20 protein-coding genes are annotated in these 26,985 nt (G+C 45.6%); 14 read left to right on the top strand and 6 right to left on the bottom strand.

Going from position 1 to position 26,985, the window contains the following annotated elements; genetic code table 11:
• The first annotated feature begins 18 nt into the window (after positions 1 to 18).
• The 9 genes from JHD69_RS04600 to JHD69_RS04560 all read left to right on the top strand — a co-directional run bounded on the left by JHD69_RS04600 (position 19) and on the right by JHD69_RS04560 (position 11,423).
• Positions 19 to 1,731: a DUF885 family protein gene (locus tag JHD69_RS04600; protein WP_199137819.1), complete on the top strand. Its 1,713-nt coding sequence runs from the start codon at positions 19 to 21 to the stop codon at positions 1,729 to 1,731.
• Between the two features lie 227 nt (positions 1,732 to 1,958).
• Positions 1,959 to 3,275, top strand: a complete 1,317-nt coding sequence (locus JHD69_RS04595) for a DUF6089 family protein (protein WP_199137817.1) — start codon at positions 1,959 to 1,961, stop codon at positions 3,273 to 3,275.
• A 200-nt stretch (positions 3,276 to 3,475) separates the two neighbouring features.
• A complete protein-coding gene (locus JHD69_RS04590; protein WP_199137816.1) occupies positions 3,476 to 3,934 on the top strand; it encodes a MarR family winged helix-turn-helix transcriptional regulator in 459 nt (152 codons plus the stop codon).
• Complete coding sequence (locus JHD69_RS04585) at positions 3,915 to 6,320, top strand: 3-hydroxyacyl-CoA dehydrogenase/enoyl-CoA hydratase family protein (RefSeq protein ID WP_199137815.1); 2,406 nt, start codon at positions 3,915 to 3,917, stop codon at positions 6,318 to 6,320. The genes JHD69_RS04590 and JHD69_RS04585 overlap by 20 nt, the downstream gene beginning before the upstream one ends.
• An 83-nt stretch (positions 6,321 to 6,403) precedes the next feature.
• Positions 6,404 to 6,754 (top strand): four helix bundle protein, encoded by a 351-nt coding sequence (locus JHD69_RS04580; protein ID WP_199137814.1) that lies wholly within the window; start codon positions 6,404 to 6,406, stop codon positions 6,752 to 6,754.
• A 65-nt stretch (positions 6,755 to 6,819) separates the two neighbouring features.
• Complete coding sequence (locus tag JHD69_RS04575; RefSeq protein ID WP_199137813.1) at positions 6,820 to 7,995, top strand: acetyl-CoA C-acyltransferase; 1,176 nt, start codon at positions 6,820 to 6,822, stop codon at positions 7,993 to 7,995.
• 121 nt (positions 7,996 to 8,116) lie between these two features.
• Positions 8,117 to 9,895: an acyl-CoA dehydrogenase family protein gene (locus tag JHD69_RS04570; protein WP_199137812.1), complete on the top strand. Its 1,779-nt coding sequence runs from the start codon at positions 8,117 to 8,119 to the stop codon at positions 9,893 to 9,895.
• A gap of 176 nt (positions 9,896 to 10,071) precedes the next feature.
• Entirely contained in the window at positions 10,072 to 10,542 is a 471-nt protein-coding gene (locus tag JHD69_RS04565; protein ID WP_199137811.1) for an FKBP-type peptidyl-prolyl cis-trans isomerase, read from the top strand.
• An 8-nt stretch (positions 10,543 to 10,550) separates the two neighbouring features.
• The gene (locus tag JHD69_RS04560; protein ID WP_199137809.1) at positions 10,551 to 11,423 is read left to right on the top strand and encodes an FKBP-type peptidyl-prolyl cis-trans isomerase; all 873 of its coding nucleotides are present in this window, start codon (positions 10,551 to 10,553) and stop codon (positions 11,421 to 11,423) included.
• Positions 11,424 to 11,437: 14 nt separating this feature from the next.
• On the opposite strand, the gene JHD69_RS04555 is transcribed toward JHD69_RS04560, so the two are convergent.
• The gene (locus tag JHD69_RS04555; protein ID WP_199137808.1) at positions 11,438 to 12,751 is read right to left on the bottom strand and encodes a cryptochrome/photolyase family protein; all 1,314 of its coding nucleotides are present in this window, start codon (positions 12,749 to 12,751) and stop codon (positions 11,438 to 11,440) included.
• Positions 12,752 to 12,768: 17 nt separating this feature from the next.
• A complete protein-coding gene (locus JHD69_RS04550; RefSeq protein WP_199137807.1) occupies positions 12,769 to 13,680 on the bottom strand; it encodes a TIGR01777 family oxidoreductase in 912 nt (303 codons plus the stop codon).
• Positions 13,681 to 13,965: 285 nt separating this feature from the next.
• Here JHD69_RS04550 and JHD69_RS04545 point away from each other — a divergent pair, with 285 nt between their 5' ends.
• The 4 genes from JHD69_RS04545 to JHD69_RS04530 all read left to right on the top strand — a co-directional run bounded on the left by JHD69_RS04545 (position 13,966) and on the right by JHD69_RS04530 (position 20,367).
• Positions 13,966 to 15,252 (top strand): DASH family cryptochrome, encoded by a 1,287-nt coding sequence (locus tag JHD69_RS04545; protein WP_199137806.1) that lies wholly within the window; start codon positions 13,966 to 13,968, stop codon positions 15,250 to 15,252.
• A 110-nt stretch (positions 15,253 to 15,362) separates the two neighbouring features.
• Positions 15,363 to 18,158: a 2-oxoglutarate dehydrogenase E1 component gene (locus tag JHD69_RS04540; protein WP_199137805.1), complete on the top strand. Its 2,796-nt coding sequence runs from the start codon at positions 15,363 to 15,365 to the stop codon at positions 18,156 to 18,158.
• A 155-nt stretch (positions 18,159 to 18,313) separates the two neighbouring features.
• Positions 18,314 to 19,546 carry a 2-oxoglutarate dehydrogenase complex dihydrolipoyllysine-residue succinyltransferase gene (gene odhB, locus JHD69_RS04535; protein WP_199137804.1) on the top strand — a complete coding sequence of 411 codons (1,233 nt, stop codon included), beginning with the start codon at positions 18,314 to 18,316 and terminating at the stop codon, positions 19,544 to 19,546.
• 128 nt (positions 19,547 to 19,674) lie between these two features.
• Positions 19,675 to 20,367 (top strand): DUF2490 domain-containing protein, encoded by a 693-nt coding sequence (locus JHD69_RS04530; RefSeq protein ID WP_199137803.1) that lies wholly within the window; start codon positions 19,675 to 19,677, stop codon positions 20,365 to 20,367.
• A 171-nt stretch (positions 20,368 to 20,538) separates the two neighbouring features.
• Here the strand turns inward: JHD69_RS04530 and map are convergent, their stop codons facing one another.
• Complete coding sequence (map, locus tag JHD69_RS04525; RefSeq protein ID WP_199137801.1) at positions 20,539 to 21,303, bottom strand: type I methionyl aminopeptidase; 765 nt, start codon at positions 21,301 to 21,303, stop codon at positions 20,539 to 20,541.
• A gap of 227 nt (positions 21,304 to 21,530) precedes the next feature.
• Between map and JHD69_RS04520 the strand changes: the two genes are divergently transcribed.
• Positions 21,531 to 22,421 (top strand): hypothetical protein, encoded by an 891-nt coding sequence (locus JHD69_RS04520; protein WP_199137799.1) that lies wholly within the window; start codon positions 21,531 to 21,533, stop codon positions 22,419 to 22,421.
• Between the two features lie 95 nt (positions 22,422 to 22,516).
• Here the strand turns inward: JHD69_RS04520 and JHD69_RS04515 are convergent, their stop codons facing one another.
• The 3 genes from JHD69_RS04515 to JHD69_RS04505 form a co-directional block, all read right to left on the bottom strand.
• The gene (locus tag JHD69_RS04515) at positions 22,517 to 23,251 is read right to left on the bottom strand and encodes a head GIN domain-containing protein (RefSeq protein WP_199137797.1); all 735 of its coding nucleotides are present in this window, start codon (positions 23,249 to 23,251) and stop codon (positions 22,517 to 22,519) included.
• 191 nt (positions 23,252 to 23,442) lie between these two features.
• The gene (locus tag JHD69_RS04510; RefSeq protein WP_199137795.1) at positions 23,443 to 25,101 is read right to left on the bottom strand and encodes a M1 family metallopeptidase; all 1,659 of its coding nucleotides are present in this window, start codon (positions 25,099 to 25,101) and stop codon (positions 23,443 to 23,445) included.
• 10 nt (positions 25,102 to 25,111) lie between these two features.
• Positions 25,112 to 26,983, bottom strand: a complete 1,872-nt coding sequence (locus tag JHD69_RS04505; protein ID WP_199137793.1) for a CocE/NonD family hydrolase — start codon at positions 26,981 to 26,983, stop codon at positions 25,112 to 25,114.
• Positions 26,984 to 26,985: the final 2 nt, after the last annotated feature.

Raw genomic sequence — 26,985 nt, 5'->3', positions numbered from 1 at the left:
ATCAAACAATCTTGCCTCATGCGAAAACTAACTTCTTTATTGCTGTTTTTAGGATTAGCGTTACAACTGGCTCATGCCCAAAGCAACGAAGCCAGCCTCATCAGTCCGTTGATTAACCAATACCAGGCCGACGAAACCATGCTCAACCGCAAATACACGCTCAAGCGGTCGGTGGAGTATTTTAAACGCATGGAGCGCTTTTATGCTGCTTGGCGCCAAAAACTAAAATCCCTGCCTTTTAATAAGCTTACCGTAAACGAACGGGTAGATTATATCTTGCTTAAACGAGATATCAGGACTGATTCGGCTAGTTTGCAACAGAATTTTGCCGAATTTAACAGTACCATTTTTACTTTGCCTTTTGCCCAGACCCTTATCGATTTTGAGGCCAAGCGTCGTATAGGGCAGCAGCAAGACGGTAAAACCGTGCAACAACAATTTATCCGGCTCAAAGAAGCCATTCTGCAAACCACAAAGGCGGTAGAGCAAAAAGAACTGGCCGTTACGCCAGTACAGGCCGCCTGGGCCAAACAAACCGTTGAGCAATATTTGGCCGTATTTACGGAGGCCTACAAGTTTTATGATGGCTACGACCCCCAGTTTACCACCGCCACCAAAGGCGTTTATCCTGAAGTAACCGATGCCCTGAAAGCCTATGCCAATGTATTGGGCAAAATGGCCAAGCCTTCGGCTGTAAAAGACGATGGCAGCGGCATTATCGGCAATCCCATTGGCCGGGCGGCCTTGCTCAGCAATTTGAAGGACGAAATGATTGCCTACACGCCAGAGCAGATCGAAGCCATTGCCATGCGTGAATTTGCCTGGTGTGATGCCGAAATGCTAAAGGCTTCGCAACAAATGGGCTTTGGCAACGATTGGAAAAAAGCGTTGGAAAAGGTAAAAACCGATTATCCCGAGTTAGGCAAGCAACCCGAACTGGTTTACGAATTGGCCAACGAAGCCATTGATTTTGTAGAGAAAAATAAACTGATTGCTATTCCGGCTATGGCCAAGGAAGGCTGGCGCATGCGCATGTTGAGTCCGCAGGAACAATTATTCGCACCGTTTTTCTTGGGAGGCGAGTCGGTGTTGATTGCTTATCCTACTGAAGACATGAGCGAAGATGCCAAAATGATGACCCTGCGTGGCAACAACCGGCATTTTTCGAGAGCGGTTGTGTTTCACGAACTCATCCCGGGCCACAACCTGCAATATTACATGCAGAGCCGCTACAAACCTTACCGCAGGGTTTTTAGTACACCGTTCTGGACCGAAGGCTGGTCATTATATTGGGAAATGCTGCTTTGGGACCAAAACTTTCCGAAATCTCCAGAAGATAAAATCGGGATGCTCTTCTGGCGCATGCATCGTTGCGCCCGCATTATTTTCTCTATGAATTACCACCTGGGCAAATGGACGCCAAAACAATGTATCGACTTTTTGGTAGACCGTGTAGGTTTTGAGCGCGCCAATGCTGAGGCCGAGGTAAGACGCTCGTTTACGGGTGGCTATGGGCCGTTGTACCAAATTGGCTATATGCTAGGCGGCCTGCAATTTAGGGCATTGCACAAAGAATTGGTGGCCAGTGGGAAGATGACCAATATCCAATTCCACGAGCGTATTTTGCACGAAAACAACATGCCGGTTGAAATGGTGAGGGCCTTACTAACCAACCAGCAACTTCCCGAAAATTTCAGTACCCAGTGGAAGTTTGCGGGCAGCATCAAATAAGGCGTGCCAAATTGATAAAATTTGAGGCATAAATTCCGCTAAATATTAATTTTGTATAGCAAAGTGCACAGTTTATTTAACATTATTTAACAAATTTAATACAGGAGAAATAACGGCTAACTATCTGTTTAAAAGTATTTTAATTTGTTTTGTTGTTGGTTTTCGATCTTTGGTACAGCTATTGAACAAGAGCAGTAAACAAAAGAACGCTTATTAAAATCACAACTATGAATTCGAAACTTTTAAAATGTCTACCAGTTGCATTAGCTGGTTTATTTATCGGAACTGCAGCACAAGCCCAAGAACCTGCCAGCACCCCGTTGAGGAGCTGGTCTATTGGTGTAAATGCCGGTGTGCTTACTCCATTGTCTCCGCTTGGTGGCAAGAACGATTTCAGCAACAATAAATCAAGCTTCGGTTATGGCTTGTATATCAAAAAACAATTTACACCTTATTTCTCGTTACGTTTAGATGGAGTAAGAGGTAAGTTGAAAGGCGATAACTCGGAAGCTTATGACAGTGGCGTAATCAACAACAGCCCGGTAAAAGCATTCGATACCCAATTGGAATATTCTGGTAGCTTAAATGCGGTAGTGAATATGTTCAATATCGACATGTTCAAAAAAGAAGATGTTTTGCAGCTTTATGCTTCGGCAGGTGCAGGTTTGGCTGGTTATAAGCCAACCATCACTACTGCTTCGGGCACTTCGGCTTATGCAGGTGGCAAAACCATTAGCGAGCTGATTATTCCGGTAGGTTTAGGCGCCAAGTTCAGGCTTTCTGATGGGGTTAACCTTGATTTGGGCTGGACAATTAACTTTGTTGACGGCGATAACCTTGACGGCTATTACAGAAATGGCAACGACAAATACAACTATGGTTATGCCGGTTTAGAGTTTGCCTTGGGTAAAGGAAAACAATTGGCTTTCCACAACCCGGTTGCGGCTACTTACGACCAAGCAGTGGCTGCTAAAAATACAGCCAACGCCTTGAAGGCAGATTTGGATGCTCAAAAAGCTGAAAATGCCAAATTGCGTTCAGAAATGAACGACTTGTTGAAAGACAGCGATGGTGACGGTGTAGCCGATAAATTGGATAAATGTCCAGGTACACCTGCAGGAACGGTAGTTGATGGCTCAGGCTGTCCGATCAAAATCCCTGCACCTCAGGTAACCGAGAAAGTAATCGTTACTGAAGCTGACCGTAAAGTAGTAGCTGAAGCGATTAAAAACCTTGAATTCGATTTGGGCAAAGCTACTATCCGTGCTAAATCTTACGCGACCTTAAATAGAGTAGCTGCGCTATTGGTAGAGAAAAACTTTAGCCTGAAATTAGCCGGCCATACCGATATTACAGGTTCAAGAGAATTGAACATGCGTTTATCAAAAGATAGAGCTGAATCAGTAAAAGCCTATTTGGTATCGCAAGGTGCCAATGCCAGCAGAATTGAAGCTACTGGCTACGGTCCTGATCAGCCAATCGCAACCAACAAAACTGCAGCTGGTCGTCAGCAAAACAGAAGGGTAGAATTTACCTTGTATTAGGCTATTCATTCTTTGAAATACAAAAGCCTCCGATAAAATCGGAGGCTTTTTTTTTACTCTTTTTTATGGTTGACTGCAAACTAAAAATCAGTAACCGAAACCCGAATTTCAGGTCAAAGTCATTTCCAAAAATTATTTTAATATTCTACTTGCATCCTAAACTTTAATAGCTTAGATTTGTTATGCAAGCATAGTAATTAATGAAGCAACAGGAAACAGTAGATTATTTTTTAAAGATCGTTTGGCAAAACGTTTCGAACACCTATAACCAAATCGCCTCTGGTTTTGGGATTACCCAGGCCATTGGCTATGTGCTGATCAACATTCATGCCGAGGGTACTACCGTATCGGCATTGGCAGGCCTGCTCGGCGTAAAAGCCACCAGCCTGTCGCGCATGCTCAACAACATGGAAGAGCTGGGCCTAATATACAGAGAAATTGCGGCAGGCGACAAGCGTTCTGTCAAAGTTTTTCTAACCCCCTTTGGTGTAGAAAAAAGAAAGTTGGCCAGAAACGTAGTGGTGTCTTTTAACGAATACTTAAACGAAAAGCTCAGCGCCAAAGAAAAAGAACAACTGATTGCCACGCTCTCCAAAGTTAACCAATTAACCCTGGCTTATTCGCCCGTAAAAGATCATGATGAACAAAAAGATAAATAAGGTAGCCGTATTAGGCTCTGGCATTATGGGATCGCGCATTGCCTGTCATTTCGCCAATATTGGCGTAGAGGTATTGCTGCTGGATATTGCTCCGAAAGAACTGAATGCCGAAGAGCAGGCCAAAGGTCTGTCCCTGACCCATCCGGCAGTGAAGAACCGCATGGTAAACACGGCCTTGCAAACCGCGGTAAAAACCAACCCTTCGCCAATTTATTCGCAAAGTGTGTTGCAGAAAATAGCTACAGGCAACTTTGACGACGATATGCCGAAAATTGCCAACTGCGATTGGGTGATCGAAGTGGTTGTAGAAAACCTGGACATCAAGAAAAAAGTATTCGAGCAGGTAGAACAATTCCGCAAACCAGGTACTTTGATAACCTCCAATACTTCGGGCATCCCTATTCATTTAATGGCCGAAGGCAGGAGCGACGATTTCAAGGCAAATTTCTGCGGTACGCACTTTTTTAATCCACCACGTTATTTGAGGCTGCTCGAAATCATTCCTACGCCTTATACCAAGCCAGAACTGGTTGATTTCTTATTGCATTACGGCGATAAGTTTCTGGGCAAAACCACGGTGCTCTGTAAAGATACGCCGGCATTTATTGCCAACAGGGTTGGAGTTTACTCAATCATGGCCTTGTTGCACTTGGTGGAGAAGATGGGGCTGACCGTTGAGGAAGTGGATAAATTTACCGGTCCGGCTTTGGGCAGACCGAAATCGGCTACTTTCCGTACCACCGACGTTGTAGGGCTTGACACCATGATCAAGGTGGCCAAAGGCCTGTACGATAATTGCCCTGAGGATAAGGCTCATGATTTATTCCAGTTGCCGGCTTACGTGAAAAAGATGGAAGAAAACAACTGGCTAGGCGATAAAACCAAGCAGGGCTTCTACAAAAAGACTAAAAATGCCGAAGGCAAAACCGAAATATTGGCGCTCGACCTGAAAACGCTCGAGTATCGGCCGCAGGAGAAAGTAAAATCGGCCACCTTAGACCTTACCAAGAGTATCGAAAACGTGAAAGACCGCATGAAGGTTTTCGCAGCTGGCAAAGATAAGGCTGGCGAATTGTTCAGGGCTTCTTTTTTCGGACTGTTCGAATATGTGTCGGATCGTATTCCTGAAATTTCTGACGAATTATACCGCATAGACGATGCCATGCGTGCCGGTTTTGGTTGGGATTTAGGCCCATTCGAAGTTTGGGACGCTGTTGGTGTTACCGAAGCCATTGAAGGCATGAAAAAATACGGCCATCAACCTGCTGCATGGGTAGGCGAAATGCTGGAAGCTGGTCATACTTCGTTTTATAAAGTAGAAGACGGAATTAAGAAATATTACGACATCCCTTCAAAAAGCTATCAAGAAATTCCGGGTACGGCCGATTTTATCATTTTGGATAACCTCAGGGCCAGCAAGGTGCTCTGGAAAAACGCCGGTGCCTCTATCATTGATTTGGGAGATGGCATTTTAAATGTAGAATTTCATTCGAAAATGAATACCATTGGAGGCGACACGCTGTCGGCTATTAACAAGGCCATAGATATGGCCGAAAAGGATTACCGCGGGGTAGTGATAGGCAACGATGGGGCTAATTTCTCGGCAGGTGCCAACGTAGGTATGATCTTCATGATGGCTGTAGAGCAGGAATGGGAAGAATTGAATATGGCCATCAGGATGTTCCAAAATACATCAATGCGCATCCGTTATTCGTCAATTCCTGTAGTGGTGGCGCCACATAACCTGACTTTGGGCGGTGGCTGCGAGTTTAGTCTCCATGCCGACTTTGTGCAGCTCAATGCCGAAACTTACATGGGCTTGGTAGAGTTTGGGGTAGGCGTAATTCCGGGTGGTGGCGGTACCAAAGAGTTTGCGCTGCGGGCCTCTGACGAATATCATGCCGATCAGATTGTGCAAAACACGCTCAAAGACCGCTTCCTGACCATTGGTATGGCCAAAGTGTCGACCTCTGCGGTAGAAGCGGCAGAATTGGGTTACCTGCAAAAAGGCAAGTACGGCATCAGCATGAACAGAAGCCGCTTAATCGCCGATGCCAAAGCCAAGGCAATAGAATTGGCCGATGCAGGATACACCAAGCCGGTGCAGCGCAAAGACATCAAGGTATTAGGCAAACAAGGCCTGGGCATTGTGTATGCCGGAGCCAACAGCATGTATGCCGGCCATTATATCTCCGAACACGATAAAAAGATTTCGGAGAAACTGGGCTGGGTCATGTGCGGTGGAGACCTTTCATCGCCAACCGAAGTAAGCGAGCAATACTTGCTGGATTTGGAACGCGAAGCCTTCTTGTCACTCTGTGGCGAAAGAAAAACTTTGGAAAGAATACAGTCTATCGTAACCAAAGGGAAGCCGTTGAGGAATTAGGAAGGAGTAGTGCGTATTGAGACAAGCGTATTGAGACAAAATAGAAAATCAATCCCCAAATAATCGAATTAAATACTTATGGCATGCATAATATAAAAGATTTAAAAATTTGGAATAAGTCAATTGATTTGGCGGTGAGGATTTATCAAATTACTTCGGATTATCCCATTGATGAACGCTATGGTCTAATATCTCAATCAAGACGCAGTGCTGTTTCTATTCCTTCAAATATTTCCGAAGGAGCCGGGCGAAACACGAAAGGTGAGTTCAAACAGTTTTTAGGAGTTGCTAACGGCTCGTCATACGAGTTACAAACACAATTGGTAATTGCAGAAAAGCTCGGATTTGTAAATGAACAAATAGCGGGCGAGCTTTTGGACAACATCGATGAATTACAGAAAATGAATTATAAACTTCAAGGTGCTTTAAAATAATAAATTGTGTTAGGCGCGTATATCTCAATACCCGCTACGCAATACGCACTACTAGATACTATAAAATGGAAGCATACATAATAGCAGGACTAAGAACAGCCGTGGGCAAGGCCCCGAGGGGTGTATTCCGCTTTACAAGAGCTGATGATTTGGCGGCAGATGTGATCAGGGCATTGGTGGCCTCGGTTCCTAATTTGGATAAGGCAGAAATAGACGATGTAATCGTTGGCAATGCTACGCCAGAAGCCGAGCAGGGTTTAAACGTTGCCCGTATGATTAGCCTAATGGGGCTCGATACCGATAAGGTGCCTGGCGTTACCGTTAACCGCTACTGTGCATCTGGTTTAGAAACCATTGCTACGGCCGTGGCAAAAATCAAGGCCGGTATGGCCGATTGCATTGTGGCCGGTGGTGTAGAAATCATGTCGGGTATGCCATTTGGAGGCTGGAAACTGGTACCCAATGCAGCGGTTGCCAAAAATAATCCAGACTGGTACTGGGGCATGGGCTTAACAGCCGAAGCCGTGGCTAAAGAATATAATGTAAGCCGCGAAGACCAGGATGAGTTTTCCTATCGTTCGCATCTTAAAGCTGTAGAAGCCATCAAGAACGGCCACCTCAAAGACGGCATCTTGCCCATTACGGTAAACGAAACCTATTTGGATGGCAACCTGAAAAAACAGACCCGTTCTTATGTGGTGGATACCGATGAAGGGCCGCGCGCTGATACCACGCTTGAGCGTTTGGCCAAGCTGAAACCTGTTTTTGCGGCCGATGGCTGCATTACTGCGGGTAATTCTTCGCAAACTTCTGATGGAGCAGCTTTTGTACTGGTGGTTTCGGAAAAGAAAATGAAGGAATTGGGTGCAACGCCGATTGCCCGTTTGGTAAGTTATGGCATTGCTGGCGTACCGCCACGAATTATGGGCATTGGTCCCATCGAAGCTATTCCGAAAGCTTTAAAACAGGCGGGAATGAAGCAAGATGATATCGACCTGATTGAGTTGAATGAAGCTTTTGCTTCGCAGTCGTTGGCGGTGATCAGAACCTTGGGCTTGGATCCGCAAAAAATAAACGTAAATGGAGGCGCTATAGCTTTGGGCCATCCATTGGGTTGTACGGGAGCTAAACTTTCGGTGCAGCTCTTCAACGAACTCAAAAGGCAAAACAAAAGATACGGCATGGTAACCATGTGCGTAGGTACGGGCCAAGGCGCGGCAGGTATTTTTGAACTGTTGTAAGAAAATAGAATTGCGTAGTGCGTATTGAGATACTTCTCTCGTACTATTGGACAATAAAATAAAATAATTGTAAACATGGGCATACCGTCTCGGTACGCTATACTCAATACACAATACTAACATGGAAAAAACAATAAAAGGCGGTGAATTCCTAATTGCAACAACCCAATACCAGGATGTATTCATTCCTGAAGAATTTGATGAAGAGCAACAGATGATTGCGCAAACCTGCCGCGATTTTCTGGCGGCCGAAGTTAACCCCATATTAGACAGGATCGACAGCCAGGAAGAAGGCCTCATGCCGTCGCTGATGGACAAGGCTGGCGAACTCGGTATTTTGGGTGTGTCCATTCCGGAAGAATACGGCGGTTTCGGAAAAAATTTCAACACATCAATGCTGGTGGCCGATGTTTGCGGCGCAGGCCATTCGTTTGCCGTGGCGCTATCGGCCCATACGGGTATCGGCACCTTGCCTATTCTTTACTATGGCAATGAAGCCCAAAAAGCCAAATACATTCCCAAATTGGGAACTGGCGAGTGGAAGGCCTCTTACTGCTTAACCGAACCCAATTCGGGCTCTGATGCCAACTCGGGCAAAACCAAAGCCAAATTATCGGCCGATGGCAAGCACTACATCATCAACGGACAAAAAATGTGGATTACCAATGGTGGTTTTGCAGACATCTTCATCGTTTTTGCCAAAATAGATGACGATAAGAACCTAACTGCATTTATTGTAGAGAAGGAATTTGGCGGCATAACCATGAACCCCGAAGAACACAAGATGGGTATCAAAGGTTCGTCGACCCGCCAGGTATTCTTTAACGACTGTCCGGTACCGGTAGAGAATATGCTGTCGGAAAGGGAAAATGGTTTTAAGATTGCCGTAAACATCCTGAACATTGGCCGGATCAAGTTGGCCGCTGCCGCGATTGGTGGCTCTAAAGAAGTGGTGAACCAGGCCGTTAACTATGCAAACGAACGTGTGCAATTCGACAGGCCTATCTCCAAATATGGAGCAATCCGTTATAAACTGGCCGAAATGGCCACCAAAATCTATGCGGTAGAATCGGCAAACTACAGGGCCGGACAAAACATAGACGATGCTTACGATGCCTTGGTTGCGGGTGGCATGGAGGCAGGAAAAGCCAAACTCAAATCAACAGAACAGTTTGCAGTAGAGTGCGCCATTTTGAAAGTATGGGGCTCTGAAGTACTGGATTATGTAACCGACGAAGGTGTACAGATTTATGGTGGCATGGGCTTCTCGGCCGATGCACCGATGGACAGGTCGTATCGCGATGCACGTATCAACCGTATTTTTGAAGGTACCAACGAAATTAATCGTTTGCTCACCGTTGACATGATGCTGAAAAGGGCGATGAAGGGCGAACTGGACCTGATGACACCGGCAACTGCCGTGGCCAACGAGCTGCTGTCTATCCCCGATTTTGGAGAAGAAGACACCACCTTGTTCGCTGCAGAAAAGAAAATTATCCAGAACCTGAAAAAAGCAACTTTGATGGTGGCTGGCGCTGCGGTGCAAAAGTTGATGATGAGCCTTTCAAAAGAGCAGGAAATTTTAATGAATATCGCCGACATGGCCAGCTATGTGTACGTAGCGGAATCGGCTATGCTCAGGACGGAGAAATTAGTTAGCCTACGTGGCGAAGAAGCCTGCAAGGGTCAGTTAGATATGATGCGCATCTATTTTGTAGAAGCGGTTGACGGCGTGCAGAAAGCAGGCAAGGAAGCGCTTTGGGCTTTTGCCGAAGGCGACGAACTGCGCATGATGCTGGTTGGTTTGCGCAGGTTTACCAAAATGGAGCCGTTTAACGTAAAACAAGCCCGTCAAAACGTAGCATTGCAACTGATCGAAGCCAACAAATACTGTTTTTAAGGTTGAAGGTAAAAAAGTAGAAGGTTTAGGGTTATTTCATCCTAAATCTTTTTATTTTGAACAAGCCCTGCGCTTTCCATCTTTCAGCCTTTTGCCTTTAACCCTCCACTGCTGGCAAGTGTTAAAATTGGTTAAAAATTGCGCCATAGGCAATAAAAGCTTATTTTTGTGCAATTATGTTTAAAACCAGGTTATTTTTAGGTTTCTTTTTAATCGTAGCAACCTTTGCATCTTGTAAAAAAGACAGTTACAATGCAGAGAAACAAGCAAAGATAGACGACGGCCTCATTGCAGATTTCATAGCTAAAAACGGTATTGCCGCCATCAAACACAGTTCGGGAATCTATTACCAGATTATTACCCCGGGAAGCGGAGACGTGAGTTTTAACTCTTCAACCGCGGTAGTGGTTAACTACGAAGGAAGATTGCTGAACGGAAATGTTTTCGACAAATCCTCAAGCGCAGTAACTTTTGTTTTGGGCAGACTGATCCAAGGTTGGCAAATCGGCATTCCACTGATCCAAAAGGGGGGCAGAATCAGGTTGATCGTGCCTTCTACCTTGGCCTATAAAAACCAATCGCCAGGTCCGGGTATTCCCGAAAATGCGGTTTTAGACTTTACCATCGACTTAATCAGCGCACAATAAATATGCTCATGCGTAAAAAACTTATCTTTCCGGCAATCGCTTTATTAGGCCTCTTGCTGCTGTTCAATTCTTGTAAAAAAGAATATGAAACCATCCAAAGTATTGACGAGGCCAAAATTCAGGCTTATATCAAACAGAATAACCTTACCATGACCAAAGATCCGGCTGGATTTTATTATCAGGTACTTAATCAGGGAACTGGTGCGCCTTTGTTGAACAAGGATTCGGTTTTTTACAGCTTGGCTATTAAGTCTCTGAGCGGAACAAGCTATTATAACACCGCAACTTATAGCACTGAGGGCACTTATTTGGGCTATCTTAGTCCGGAAGCCTACCGCATTGCCCTAACCGGTGTTAACCGGGGTGGCAAGGTAAGGGTGATATTGCCTTCTTATTTGGCCTATGGCAAAAATGGCACCGCAACGGTTCCGTCTAATGAAGTCATCTTGTCTGAGATTACAGTATCGCCTTATGGCAAAATATGGGAAATCGATGATCAAAACATCAATAACTTCCTGACGGCGAAAGGCCTGACGGCTGTTAAAAATCCATCAAGGGTTTACACCATCATGAATTTTGTAGGTACTGGCGATGCCATTTCGAGCACGGCTTCAACCATTACCGTTAATTATACAGGCAGGTTGCTCAATGGAACCATCTTCGACCAAAATAATGGTTTAACATCGCAACTCAACCTCCTTATCCCTGGTTGGCAAAAAACCTTGGTTGGCTTAAAGCAAGGCACCAAGATCAGATTTTTTGTGCCTTCTGATTTGGCTTACGGGGCGACAGGAAGCAGAAACCAAACTACGGGAAGTTATATTGTACCGCCAAACTCCGCCCTCGATTTCGATATCGAGATTACGGGGGTAACAAATTAATAGAAAGCCAGTTTTTAACTGGCTTTTTCGTTGAGGGCCAATTTGTAGGCTTTTAAGGCACGATCTCTGGCCAGCTCGTGTTTAACAACAGGCACAGGTGCCAAAGCCGATCGGTATTCGGGTGCCCATCGGTACACATATTCTAGTTTTGGGTCGAATTTTTTGAGCTGCAACTCGGGATTAAAAACCCTGAAATAAGGGGCGGCATCATTGCCAGAACCACAGGCCCATTGCCAGCCACCTACATTGCTGGCCTGGTCGTAGTCTAACAGCTTTTCGGCAAAATAGGCTTCGCCCCAACGCCAGTCTATCAATAAGTGCTTGCACAGGAAACTGGCCACCACCATCCGTACGCGGTTGTGCATAAATCCGGTTTCGTTGAGCTGGCGCATACCTGCATCTACCAAGGGATAGCCCGTTTTGCCTGCGCACCAAGCCTTGAATTCGGTTTCGTTGTTGCGCCATTTGATATGGTCGTAGGCCGGTTTAAAAGAATGGTTCGCCGTATGTGGGAAATGCCACAAAATCATCATGTAAAATTCGCGCCAGGCCAGTTCAGAGAGCCATTTGTGTGCTTGCTGTGCCAATGCTTCCTGTGCGACGGCCCTAATACTCAATGTGCCAAAACGTAGGTGCAGGCCAATGTGGGTAGTGGCGTTTAAGGCTGGAAAATCGCGCGATTGATCGTAACCGGCCAGCTTGTTTTCGAAGTGGACGGAAGGAAATGCTTGGCCACTTGCTTCAAATCCGAGTTCGGATAAGGCTGGAAAAGGCAAAGGTTCGGTTTTGGCTAGCTTATCGAAATATTTTGCAGTGGGATAGGGCTTCAGGTAAAACCGATCCAGTTTCTGCAACCATTGCTTGTAGTAAGGCGTAAAAACGGTATAAGGCTTCCCATCGGCCTTAACCACTTCCGATTTCTCAAAAATAACCTGATCCTTATAGCTAAAAAAGCCAATTCCTTCGCTACGCAGGTATTCGGCCAGACCGTTATCGCGTTGCGTGGCATAAGGCTCGTAGTCGGTATTGGTATAAACAGCCTTTACGTTGAATTTTTTTATGATTTCGGGCCAAACCTGTTCTACTTTTCCGTGTTTAACCAATAGGGCAGAGCCTTGTTGCTCCAATTTGGCTTTGAGTTTCGCCAAAGTCTGGTAAATGAAATCGACCCTTGCATCGGCTTTGTTGGAGAGCTGCGAAAGGATATGCTGATCGAATATAAAAAGGCAAAGTACCGGATGGCCGCTTTTGAGCGCATGATAGAGCGCAGCCTGATCTTCTAGGCGCAGGTCTCTTCTGAGCCAGCAGATGCTAATTGCTGTTGTCATGATTATGGTTTTTGAAGCTATTTTGTTGCATAGATTTCATTCAGGGCACTATCTAGGTTAAGGTAAGCAAATTTATAGCCGGCATCGAGCAGTTTTTGGGCAGAGGTATTGCTGCTCATCAGGGGCATGATGCTCATTTCGCCGAGCACTGCCTTGAGCACAAAGGCAGGTACACGAATAGGCCAAACGGGTCGGCCCAATTGCTGGGCAATGCTTTTGGTAAATAGCTTATTGGTAACCGGAACGGGCGAACAGCCGTTGTAGGCTCCCGCCATTTCATTGTCGTTTACGGCTTTGGCAAAGATATTGGCCATGTCGTCCAGGTGTATCCAGGGCATCCATTGCTTGCCGCTGCCCAGAGGCGCGCCTACAAAATACCTGACGGGTTTTTCCATGGTGGCCAGTGCGCCATCTTCCCTGCTTAACACGAGGCCAACCCTTATTTTAACTACCCTAAGTCCCATGGCTATGCCTTCGTTTACGGCTTCTTCCCAAAGTAAACAACAGTTGGCCAAAAAGCCGGTACCCGGCTCGCTGTTTTCAGTCAGGATTTCTTCGCCCCTGTCGCCGTAATAGCCAATGGCTGATGCCGAAATGAAGCTGCTTACAGGTGCATTGGCTGCTTTGATGCTTTGGTAAAGCAACTGTGTTGATTGTACCCGGCTGTCTATCACTTCCTGCTTGTATTCGGCAGTCCATTTTTTGTCGGCAATTCCTGCTCCGGCTAGGTGTACAATCGTGTCAATCCCTTCAAAAGCCATAAGATCAATGGTTTGCTGCTTCACGTCCCAAAGAAAAACCTGGGCACCTTTTATGTCGTGCAGCTTTCTCGAAAGTATAGAAACCCGGTGGCCCTGTTGCAACAAAAGCGGCACCAGTTTGCGCCCCACCAGTCCAGTAGCGCCGGTAATCAAAATGTTCTTTGCCATATCCTTTAAACCTTGCTTTTCGGAGATTTGTTTTTTCGGAAGCCAAGATAGCAATATTTGGTTCATGAGCTGGTTAGTTATTATGGATTGTCCTATTGCGTTGGCCAAGATGAATTGAAAAGAGCAAACCTAAAACCACGGATTCCAAGCCCCAGGCCGACGGCTATGGGCTAGCGACTTACGACTTGCCCAAGGAGTGTTATCGGTATGTAAAAAATAGGATGTTTGACCATCTAATTGCGATAAATTGTGCAATTTGCAACTCGATATAAAATGGCTTCGGATATGAGCAAAAAGATTTTGGTTTGGTTTAGGAATGATCTACGCATGCACGACAACGAAATGCTTGTAGAAGCCATTGCCAAATCAGAAGAAATCATGCCTGTTTACTGTTTCGACCCCCGCCATTTCGAGCCTACCCGCTACCATAGCATCAAAACTGGCGCCGTTCGTGCCCGCTTTTTGCTGGAAAGCGTACAAGCCTTACGTCAATCATTTCAACAATTTGGTGGTGATATCCTCATTTTGCAGGGAAAACCCGAAGAATTGTTGCCTCAACTGGTTGCCGAACATCATATTACCGAAGTTTACCACCACAGGGAAGTAGCCAGCGAAGAGACGGCTGTTTCGGTTGCCGTAGAAGACCTGTTGTGGAAGCTCAGGGTCAACCTGAAGCATTTTATCGGTCATACGCTTTACAACAAGGAAGATTTGCCTTTCCCGATCAAGGATATTCCCGACGTTTTTACCCAATTTAAGAAGAAAACGGAGCGCGATGCCTTGGTAAAGCCCTGTTTTCCAACGCCGGCGCATATTGTTTTTGCCCAGCTCGACGATTGGGGCAACATGCCCGTGTTAAGCGATCTGGTTTTGCATGAAGACCTGCAGGATTTGTCGGCGGTTGCAGAGTTTAAGGGCGGAGAAGCTGCCGCATTTAAACACCTGTACGATTTTTTGCATGCCGGCGAAGATATGGCACTGGCTAATGCTTCGCTCAAAAAGAACGAAGTGGTTTCCAGGCTTTCGCCCTGGTTGGCGCTAGGCTGCCTTTCGCCAAGGGAAGTGTATTGGAAAATGAAGGAAGCAGAAGCCAATTATGGTTTGAAACCTTACTTCAATCAGGTGGTATTGGGTTTGTTGTGGCGCGATTACTACCGTTTCATGTTCAAGAAATATGGTAATACCTTTTTTAAGCCAGAGGGATTTAAAAAAGATGCCCAGGTGATTTCGCTTTCGGATAGCGAGTTGCTGCACTCCTGGAAAACCGCCAGTACCGGCCATCCCTTGGTTGATGCCATCATGCACGAACTGAACCAAACTGGCTACATCAATAATGCCTCGCGCTTGCTGGTGGCTACCTACCTGGTTTATGAACTGAAGGTGAATTGGGTAATGGGCGCCGCTTACCTCGAAGAAAAGCTGATCGACTATTGCCCGGCCAGCAATTGGGGCAATTGGGCAAATCTGGCCGGCGTGGGCAACGACCAGCGCCTTACCGGCAGTTTCGACTTCGAAAAGCAGCTAAAGGCTTTTGATCCTAAAAGTACTTATGTACAGGCAGTTAGGGCCTAGCCCGGCGAGTGCCTCAAAAAAGCGTTTTTATTTGATTTTATTGTTAAGTTTATTGTCATTATTAGCAGGTAAAATCCTAATTTTGCAATACTTATCGTAACAAATACACAATGGATAATCTATCTTATCTTAATGGCGCCAATGCCGAATATGTCGAGTCGTTATACCAGAGCTATATCGCAGACCCGAATTCGGTAGAGTTTGGCTGGCAGAAATTTTTTGAAGGCTTTGATTTTGGAAGAGGCTCAGGTGCCACCCATGTAAGTGCCGAAACCCCCGAACATTTTTTAAAGGAAATCAACGTTTTAAACCTCATTAACGGCTACCGTCAGCGTGGACACTTGTTTACCAAGACCAATCCGGTAAGGGAAAGACGTAAGCACCTGCCAACTTTGGCCATAGAGAATTTTGGCTTAACTCCGGCAGATTTAGACACGGTTTTTAACTCAAGCATCGAGTTGGGCATCGGCCCAGCCAAGTTGAGCGATATCGTGGCCTTTTTAGAGCAGACATATTGCCGTTCTATTGGTGCCGAATACAAATATGTTCGTACGCCAGAAATACTGAAGTGGATAGAGACCAAGATGGAAACCGAGCGCAATACGCCAAAGCTTTCTATCGACGAGAAAAAACGTGTACTTAAAAAACTAAACGAAGCCGTTATTTTCGAGAACTTTTTAGGTACCAAATTCCTGGGCCAAAAACGCTTCTCGCTAGAAGGTGCAGAGGCACTTATTCCGGCTTTGGATTCTGTAATTGAAAAAGGCGCCGATTTAGGCATCGAGGAGTTTGTAATTGGTATGGCGCACCGCGGTCGTTTGAACGTGTTGGCCAATATCATGCAAAAAACCTATAAAGATATTTTTGCCGAGTTTGAAGGCAAAGGCTATAGCGCCGATTCGCCATTTGGTGGCGACGTGAAATACCACTTGGGCTATTCGACCGACGTGAGTACCAACAGTGGCAAAAGCGTTCACTTGAGTTTGTGTCCAAATCCTTCGCACCTGGAAACCGTAAATGGTGTGGTAGAAGGGATGTCGCGTTCCAAAATCGATTTCAAATATGCCGGCGATAACAGTCGCCTGGCTCCGATATTGATCCATGGCGATGCTTCTGTTGCGGGCCAGGGCATTGTGTACGAAGTGATTCAGATGGCAGGTTTAGAAGGCTACAAAACCGGAGGAACCATCCACTTGGTGATCAATAACCAAATCGGTTTTACCACCAACTATAAAGATGCCCGTTCAAGTACCTATTGTACCGATATTGCCAAAGTAACGCTGTCGCCGGTATTCCACGTGAATGGCGACGATGTAGAAGCGTTGGTTTATGCCATCAATTTGGCCATGGAGTATCGTCAGAAATACAGAAACGACGTATTCATCGATATTTTATGCTACCGCAGGTTTGGTCACAACGAAGCCGATGAGCCTAAATTCACCCAGCCGTTGCTGTACAAAGCTATCGAGAACCACGCCAACCCACGCGATATCTATGTGGCCCAACTAATTAAGGAAGGTAGCTTGGAAGCTGGAGCGGCCAAAGAATTAGAAAAAGAGTTTAAAGGCCTGTTGCAGGAACGCCTAAACGAAGCCAAAGAAATTACTTCTACCTACCATGATGTGAAGTTTGGTGGGGCTTGGGCCGACATGCGTTTGGCTACGGCAAAGGATTTCGATGTTTCGCCAGATACTTCGGTTAAGAAAAACACTTTGCTGGAAGTAGCGAAGCGGATTTCTACCTTGCCGAAAGATAAAAAGTTCTTCAAAAAAATCGAGAAATTGTTTGAAGAGCGTTTAAAAATGGCGACCACTACCCATGTGTTCGACTGGGCAATGGGCGAGCAATTGGCTTATGGTACTTTGTTAACCGAAGGCAAAAGAGTTCGTTTAAGTGGTCAGGATGTGAAAAGAGGAACCTTCTCTCACCGTCATGCCGTATTAACCCTAGAAGATTCGGAAGAGGAATATACACCGCTTTCAAACATTTCGGATCAACAAGCCGAATTTGATATCTACAACTCGCACTTGTCTGAGTATGGCGTATTGGGTTTTGAATATGGTTATGCCATGGCCAACCCTAATGCCTTAACCATTTGGGAAGCCCAGTTTGGCGATTTCTTTAATGGTGCGCAGATTGTGGTTGATCAATATGTGGCCAGTGCCGAAACCAAATGGCAACGTGAGAATGGTTTGGTCATGTTGTTGCCACATGGCTACGAAGGCCAAGGCCCAGAGCACTCATCAGCACGTATCGAGCGTTTTATGGAGCTTTGTGCCGATTACAACATGCAGGTAACCAACTGTACTACCCCAGCCAACTTCTTCCACGCCTTGCGCCGTCAGTTTAAGCGCGATTTCCGTAAGCCATTGGTGGTATTCAGCCCTAAGAGCTTGTTGCGCCACCCGCTTTGTGTAAGTCCGTTGGCCGATTTTACCAATGGCAAGTTCAGAGAGGTGATTGACGATGAAAACGTAAAACCAGCAGGGGTAAAACGTGTGGTTTTTTGCAGTGGCAAAATCTACTACGACTTGTTGGAGGCTCAAAAAGCCAATGGCAAAGGCGATGTAGCCTTGGTGCGCGTAGAGCAGCTTTACCCAACGCCGGTTGAGCAAATGGAAGCCGTTTACAAACGCTACAAAAATGCCAAAGAAGTATTCTGGGTGCAAGAAGAACCAGAAAACATGGGCGCTTGGCCATATTTGCTGCGCAGGTTACGTAAAACAGCCTTGAACCATATTGATGTAATTTCGAGAAAAGAAAGCAGCAGTACGGCTACAGGTTATGCCAAACAGCACACCAACCAACAGGCCTACATCGTTTCTACCGCCTTCGATGTTCCGGTAACCGAGAAAGTAAAAGAAATCGTAGCGAAGGCTTCTAAAAAATTAGTAAACATAGACTAGTGTTTAGCGTTAAGCGTTGCGCATTTTTAAACGCACGACGCCTATCGCCAAACGCCAAACAAAAATAGTAAACATAGACAAGCGCTTAGCGACAAGCGTAAAGCGTTCACCAGACGCTTAAACACCAATCGCCAATCGCCAAACAAAAAAATATCATGGGTTTAGAAATCAAAGTTCCGCCGGTAGGCGAGTCGATCACAGAAGTAGTTTTATCACGCTGGGTTAAAAATGATGGCGATTTTGTTGAAATGGACGAAATCATTGCCGAATTAGAATCGGATAAGGCCACGTTTGAACTTACTGCCGAAAAAGCAGGAACTTTAAAAATCATAGCTAGCGAAGGCGATACCTTGCCAATTGGTGCGATAGTTTGTTCAATTGAAGAAGGCGGTGCCCCTGCAGCAAAGCCAGCGGCAGCAAGCGAGCAACCAAAAGCTGAGGCTCCGGTTGCAGATAAAGCAAGTGCGCCTGTTGCCGAAAAATCAGGCGAGAGCTATGCTACAGGAACACCATCTCCTGCTGCAGGTAAAATTTTGGCCGAAAAAGGCGTTGATCCTGCATCGGTTAAAGGTACTGGCGTTGATGGCCGTATCACTAAAGACGATGCGAATAAAGCAGAAGCTGGCAAAGCTCCTGTTAAGCAGGCAACAGTTACGGTAACGGCACCTGCCCCTCAGGTTGCAGGTTCAAGAAACGAGCGCAGGGAAAAAATGTCGCCATTGCGCAAAACTGTAGCTAAACGTTTGGTTGCTGTGAAAAACGAAACGGCCATGTTAACCACTTTTAACGAGGTGAATATGAAACCGATTATGGATTTGAGAGCCAAATACAAAGACCAGTTTAAAGAAAAACACGGTGTTGGCCTAGGCTTTATGAGCTTCTTTACCAAAGCGGTTTGCGAGGCTGCGAAAGACTTCCCGGCAGTAAATGCACGTATCGAGGGTGAAGAAATCGTTTACAATGATTTTGTTGACGTATCTATCGCCGTATCTGCTCCGAAAGGCTTGGTTGTACCGGTAATCAGAAATGCAGAAAGCATGAGCCTGGCGCAAATCGAAAAAACCGTAATCGAATTGGCTACCAAAGCCAGGGATAGCAAATTGAGCATCGAAGAAATGACCGGCGGTACCTTTACCATTACCAACGGCGGTGTTTTCGGCTCGATGATGTCTACACCCATTATCAACGCGCCACAATCGGCCATTTTAGGTATGCACAACATCATTGAGCGTCCTATTGCCGAAAACAAGGAGGTGGTTATCCGTCCGATGATGTACGTAGCGCTTTCTTACGACCACCGTATTATCGATGGCCGCGAATCGGTAGGCTTCTTGGTACGCGTTAAGCAGCTGTTAGAAGATCCAGCAAGATTGTTATTAGGCGTATAGCCGATCTATAAATTTTACAAAGCCTTAATGCAATGCATTAGGGCTTTTTTATGAAGATACACCACGATTGCAATACTCAATAAGGGGAGCGGAGCAATCGTTTTTTACACCGGAAAACAAATACACAGATGAAAAAACTATTATTCGTTGCGCTGTTCGGCGCTTTAGGCTTTAGCCAGTTGTCAGCACAAACCGTACAGCAAAATACGGGCTGGTTTGCCTTGTTCAATGCTACCAAATTCAACAGCAAATGGGGCTTGGCACTCGATATCCAGGTTCGTTCGGCCGACGATTGGGCTTATGTAAGAAACACTTTGTTCAGGCCTGGGTTGACTTATTACGTCAACGACAGAAACAACGTAACTGCTGGCTATGCCCTGATTACGACCGATAATAAAGTGAATACTTTGCTAGAGCATCGCATTTGGCAACAATATATCCTGACGCATAAAATCAGCTCGGTTTTTGCGATGCACCGTTTCAGGCTAGAGCAACGTTTTATCGAAACCAATGGCCCTGACGATACCTTTTCACAACGCTTCCGCTATTTCTTCAGGTTCATCCAGCCTTTACAAAAGCAGGAAGGCGGCTTTAGCAAAGGTGCTTTCGTAGCTTTGCAGAACGAAATTTTCTTTAACCTGCAAAACAAAGACAAGCTGAATGGAAGCTTTTTTGATCAGAACCGTGCCTATTTGGCGGCTGGCTACCGTTTCTCGAAAAAATTTGATGCCGAGATAGGCTATTTGAACCAAACACAAAAAGCCGCGAGTAATACCGTTATGAATAATGTGATACAATTGGCTTTGTATACGAGATTTTAGCCTCATAACAGGCATGGCCTAGTCCTTTTGTGCAAACAAAAGGACCAAAAATTGCCGACTGCGCCCAGCGCTACAAGGTTAGTGCTTAGTCAAATTAATGCTACAGCACTGGCCAAGGTCGGTTGTTTTGTTGAACGATGGGTAGTGGGGCTATCGCGTATTTAAGAAGAACTAATTCCAAATCTCGTTCATCGCTGTTAAGATGATGGGTTTCGAATCGGTTACGATAATGGTATGTTCGTGTTGGGCCACGTAGCCGCCTTTGTTGCCTACCAAGGTCCAGCCATCGGCTAGGGTGTTAGCGATGGTTGATTGGGTAGAAATAAAGGTTTCGACAGCTACTACGCTGTTCTTCTTGAAGCGGTTCAAGTTATAGCGATCCCTAAAATTGGCAATCTCGCTGGGCGATTCGTGCAGGCTTCGGCCAATGCCATGGCCCGTCAGGTTTTTGATAACGGTATAGCCTGATTTTCGGGCTTCGGTCTCGATCAGAAAACCCAGGTCAGCTATTTTTAACCCCCCTTTAATATTGGCGATGGCCTTACTTAAAATCTGTTTAGAGGCATTGACCAAATGTTGGTGGCCATGAATATCCTGACCAAGCACGAAAGAACCGCCATTGTCTGACCAAAAGCCATTTAATTCTGCCGAAACATCAATGTTCACCAAATCCCCCTCCTGCAAAATCTTTTTGGCACTTGGAATGCCGTGGGCCACTTCATTATTCACGCTGATGCAGGTAAAACCCGGAAAGCCGTAGGTAAGGAAAGGCGCAGAATTGGCACCCATCTTTTGCAAGATTTGGCCACCGAATTGGTCTAAATGCAAGGTACTCATGCCTGGTTTGGCATAATTGCGCATTTCTTTGAGGGTAAGTGCCACAGCTTCACTTACTTTTTTCATCCCTGATAGTTCGTCTTCGGTGGTAATCGACATGGCTTAGTACATTTTGATGCGATACAAATTTAGCGGATTAGACAAATTTAAAAGCGCAAAAAAATGCAAGACCCAAAAGATGACGGTAATTCGACACCAACAGGCCTGTTTTAACATCTTAATGTAAAAACATGTTTTTAGCATTTTATGGGGGTTTTTGGAGAATTTCATTGCGTATTTTTGGCCGTCTTAAAAAACAAATTAGTGCTACTATAGCACTGCACACCATGAAAAGATTACCCATTTTATTAATAACCTTGTTTTTCGGAAGAAAAATAAGTGCACAAGAGATTATGCCGCAACCTGCTCCGGTAGCCAAAATTGGCAAAAGCATTTTCGCTAACGAAATTAAAAGAAACTTTTCCCGCAAAGGCAACTGGTTTTTCCATTGGGGCTATAACTTCTCCTGGTATGATGAAAGCGATATCCATTTTAAAGGCCCGGGTTATGATTTTACGCTGAAAGACGTGAAGGCGCACGACCGCCCCAAACGCTTGTCGCTAGAGTATTTGGATCCAACTTTGATTACCACGCCACAATTCAACTTCCGTTTTGGCTATTTTATCAAGGATAACTACAGTATTTCTATCGGTTGGGATCACATGAAATATGTAATGGATATTCCGCAAACGGTAAATGTTGAGGGCTATATCAATTCGACCATTTCTAATCCGGCTATTCCTACAGGCGCCTATGCAGGTACCTACAACAACACACCGCTGCAGGTAAAAGATAATATGCTGACTTTTGAGCATACCGACGGGTTTAATTATATCAGTACCGAGATTGAGCGTTATGACGACCTTTGGGTAGCGCCGTCGCGAGAAACTTCGCTGACCTTTGAAACCGGTTTAGGCGTAGGCATGATGATACCAAGAAGTGATGTGCATTTATTTGGCGTAGGCAAAAACAACTTTTGGAACATTGCCGGCTATGGCATTTCGGCCAAGGCGGGTATCAAGTTTTATATCACCAAGGGATTTTACGTGCAAAATACAACCAAAGTGGGTTTTACCGATCTTTCACGTATTCACACTACCGGCAGGAATGATATAGACCGAGCCAGCCAAACCATCAGGTATGCCGAGAATTTAACGGTTTTGGGCTATCAATTTTAAGGCACAACCCCTTAATCTATTTAACGATAGGTCATAAAAAAGCTCCTTTGGTATTTTCCAAAGGAGCTTTGCTTTTGTTGTGTGTTAAAAGCGCCTTATATTTTTCTTACGCGGCCGGAGCCTGATACTCTTTTTTGTACCGAAGGATCGCCCGAATAGTTTACACTGCCCGAACCGCTGATTACGGCATTGATTTCTTTTTCGGCATTGACGTTTACATTGCCCGATCCGCTAACCGTTGTAGACAATGTGCCTACCGAAAAGCCTTTTCTGCTGAACGAACCTGAACCGCTTACTACGATACTGGCATCATCGGCGCTACCGGTAAAGTTGAGCGAGCCCGAACCGCTGATTACGCCGTTGAACTTGTTGACCTGGGCGCTGGCGCTGATGCTGCCCGACCCGCTTAAAACCGACGAGAGAGAAGCGCCTTTGATGGTGCCGTTCACGCTCATTTTGCCCGAACCAGACATGGTTAAGCTTTTTAAGCTTTTGGCTTTTATGTAGGCCGTTACTTTTCTGTTGTCGTACTTTCGCGACCAGTTATTCCAGCTGTTTTCTGGCCTGATGGTTAATACGTTGTTTTTAACTTCAACAATCAAAGACGCAATAGCATCGGCATCGCCTTCAAATCTGATGCCTTCGCTGTCGCCTAATTGGATGATCACATCGATAGGGCCACCGGCGGCAACGCCATTATAGTTTTTTACTTCTTCCTGTTTTTTGGTTTTGTAACCAATAACAATAGGGTAAATATGCGCCAAAACCGGCTGCAGGTTCAAGCAGGCCACAGCTGCCATGAAACTTAACGAAACGAATAATTTTTTCATGTGTGAATAGGTTGTTTTATGATAAGACGTGGAACTTTTTTGAAAAGTTGCATGGCCTGAGGAAAAAATTAGCTCAACCTATAATATGATTGGCTGATTAGAGAGTTAGCCTGTTGAAGATGTGGACAACTCAAATCGTAAAAAAGCCAACCTGAATTAACAGATTGGCTCTTTAATTTTAGCAGGCTAAATTATTCGCCCTTTTTCACTTTTACATAAAAGTTGGGCTCGGCTTTAAAGGTGTCCATGTTTACCGAACTGTCTATTTTGGTGGTTTTCCAATCGTTGGTTGGGTAGATAAAGGTATAATCGTCGGCTTTGAGCGAAACCTTTACCGGCATATCAAATCCTTTCACGTCGGTAATCCAGCGGTAAGACAATACGCCATTGTTGATTTTGTATTCCAATACCGGAATGTTGGTATACCTAAGGTATTGGTCAAAAACCTTTTGCAGTTTTAAGCCGCTCTGCTTGCTGATGTAGTTTTCTACGTCGGCCGTGGTTACGGTTTTGTGGTAAAAAGTCGAGTTCAAGCCTCTTAAAATCGACCTGAATTTCTCGTCGTCGTTGATCAATTGGCGAATGGTATGGATCAAGTTGGCACCTTTGGGATACATGTCGCCATCGCCTTCCTTGTTTACGTTGTAAGGCCCAATAATTGGGGTACGGTTGCCAATGCTTCTGCGCAAGCCGATGGCATAAGCGTCGCCGGCTTTTTTGCCTTGGGTCGATTCGGTAAATAAGGCTTCCGAGTAGCTGGTAAAGCCCTCATGCACCCACATATCGGCAATATCTTTGGTGGTAATGTTGTTGGCAAACCATTCATGGCCGCTTTCATGTACCGTAATGTAATCCCATTTCAAGCCTAAGCCTGTGCCTGACAAATCCCTGCCCAAATAGCCTTTTTTAAACTGATTGCCATAAGCCACAGCGCTTTGGTGCTCCATGCCCAGGTGTGGCGCCTGCACCAGCTTGTAGCCGTCTTTATACCATGGATAAGGACCAAACCAGTGCTCGAACGATTCGAGCATTGGCTTTACGTCGGCATCCCAGTGCGGTCGCGCCACGGCACTGTCTTCTTTAAGCGACCAATAATCGATGGTTAACGGGCCTTTTTCGCCATTGTAGGTATCTGTCCAGTGGGCATATTTGCCAATGTAAAAAGTTACGGTGTAGTTGTTGATGGGATTGGCCACGAACCAGTTGTGCTGCCTATAGCCATCGGGCTGATCAACAACGCTGCGCAAGCGGCCGTTCGAAATTTCGTCTAGATCCTTTGGCACGGAAATGCTGATCAACATGCTGTCTACCTCGTCGCTTTGATGGTCTTTGTTAGGCCACCAAACGCTGGCACCCAAACCTTGACAGGCTACCGAAACAAAAGGATTGCCGGCTTTGTCTTTCTTAAAGATGAACCCGCCATCCCAAGGCGGATTGCGCGCAACCTTTGGATTGCCATTATAGAATACTGTGAAACGGTCTTTTGCGCCTTTTTTTATGGTTTTGGGGAAAGTTACAAATACGGCTCCAAATTCGCGGGTATAGGGAAGTTCGGCACCTTTGTAAACAATTTTGTCAATTTTAAGGTTTTCGAACAGATCGAACTGCAATTTGTTAAAATCCTGCGTAGCAGTAAAAGCAAATTCATTGCTGCCGCTTACCGATTTTTCCTCAAGATTGATTTTCACATCCAGGTGATAGTAATTGATGTCGTAACAAGTACGCAGGGGTGTAAGCATACCCCTTAGCGTATCGGCCCGGGTATAGTCTTTCTTATTAGCCATTAACTGGGCATTCGCTGTAATGCTGAACAGCAGCAAGGAAAGGGCCGCTAAAAGTATTCGTTTCATTATATGGAGATTATGGTTTTAAAACATTTAGGGTAATAAAAGAACTGTTAAAAGTATCGTGGTAAATTTTGTGTGTTGCTTTTTGGAAATCCTTCGGTTCTGCCTGATAGATATCCATAAATCGCTGTGGATTTCTATCGGCCAATGGGAACCAGGAGTTTTGGATCTGGATCATGATGCGATGGCCTTTTTTAAAGGTATGGGCTACATCGGGCAAGGGATAGTTAACCTTGGTAATGGCTCCGGGTACAAAAGGTTCGGGCTTTTCGAAGCTGTTGCGGTATTTGCCACGCATAATTTCGCCCCTAACCAGCATTTCGTAGCCACCCATGATGATGTTTTGGGGATTTGGACTTGGATTAGGCGCATCTTCCGGGTAAACGTCAATCAATTTAACTACATAATCGGCATCGGTTCCGGTGGTAGAAACCACCAAATTGGCCAGCACAGGCCCTGTAACGGTTAGGTCTTCTGTTAAAACATCGGTTTGATAGGTTTTTACGTCTGGCCTGCGTGCGGCAAAGCGCTGGTCGTCTATCATGTATTCGCGGGTACGCTTGGCCTGTATGCCGTCTTGGTAAGGCACCGGATTGTTCGGATCGCTCACGTATTCGTCCCAGCTGTCAGTACGGCCAACTTTCTCGAAAGCCAATTTGCCGTTGGGATGCAGGTACAAATTTTTACTTTCGGTAGCAACTGGTGGCCAGGTATCGAATTTTTTCCATTGGTTGCTGCCCGTTACAAAAATATTGGCTTCACCGGCTTTAAAGCTGCCTTCGTTTTTGAGGTAGTATTTAAAAAAGGGCAATTCAAAGTTTTCTTGATAATAAGTGCTGGTGGGCTGGCCAAACTGGATGTCGCCAAAGCTGCTGCCTGTGCTGCGTACCCAGCCACCGTGAAACCATGGGCCTGCCACCAGGATGTTGTTGGCGCCCGGATTTTGTTTTTCGATGGCTTTGTAGGTCGCAAAAGTGCCATAGGCATCTTCGGCATCAAAAAAGCCACCAACCACCATTACTGCAGGTTTTACGTTGGTTAAATGCGGTAAAATCAACCTTGCTTTCCAAAAGGTATCAAGGTTGGGGTGCTTGAACAGGTTGTTCCAAAATCTGATGCTGTCGGCAAAGTATTTTTCTTTCAGGTTTTTAACGCTTCCGGCTTCCAGGTAAAAACGGTAATTATCCTGGATAGGAAATTTAAAGCCTTTAGGGCCTTTGTCTGGGGTAATGGGTTTCGGGCGAGGCACGCCAAAATTGCTCATAAAGCTAAAGGCATCCATCAAAAACAGCACGCCACGATGGTGGAAATCGTCGCCCATAAACCAATCGGTTACCGGTGCCTGTGGCGAAACCGCCTTTAGGGCCGGATGGGCATTGGGCAACGAGGTGGTAGAGTAGAAGCCCGGGTATGAGATGCCATAAATACCAGCATTGCCGTTGTTGTTGGCAATGTTTTTAACTAACCAGTCGATGGTATCGTAAGTGTCGGTACTTTCGTCGATATCGTTTTTGCCTTTTTTGTTGGTTTGTGGCCTGATGTCTTCAAAATTCCCTTCGCTCATCCAACGGCCACGCACATCCTGATAAACAAAGATAAAGCCTTCGCGCATCATGCCTGGAAAATTGCCCAGGCTGGTTTTGTACTTGTCTTGGCCATAAGGGGCAACGGTATAGGGCGTGCGGTTGAGCAAAAAGGGATATTTTTGGCTTTGGTCTTTCGGAATGTAGATGGCCGTAAACAGTTTCACGCCATCGCGCATCGGAATTTGGCGTTCTATTTTGGTATAGTGGCTGCGTACGTAGGCCGAATCGCTTTCTTGCGCCCAAGTGGTTGTCGTAAAACAGGTTAGGACCAGTAATAAGAGTGATTTAAGGTTTCTCATGG

The sequence above is a fragment of the Pedobacter sp. ASV12 genome (genome assembly GCF_016429155.1).
Lineage (GTDB): Bacteria > Bacteroidota > Bacteroidia > Sphingobacteriales > Sphingobacteriaceae > Pedobacter.
The sequence above is the reverse complement of the archived record's forward strand: the minus strand, read 5'-3'. Positions and strand labels throughout refer to the sequence as shown.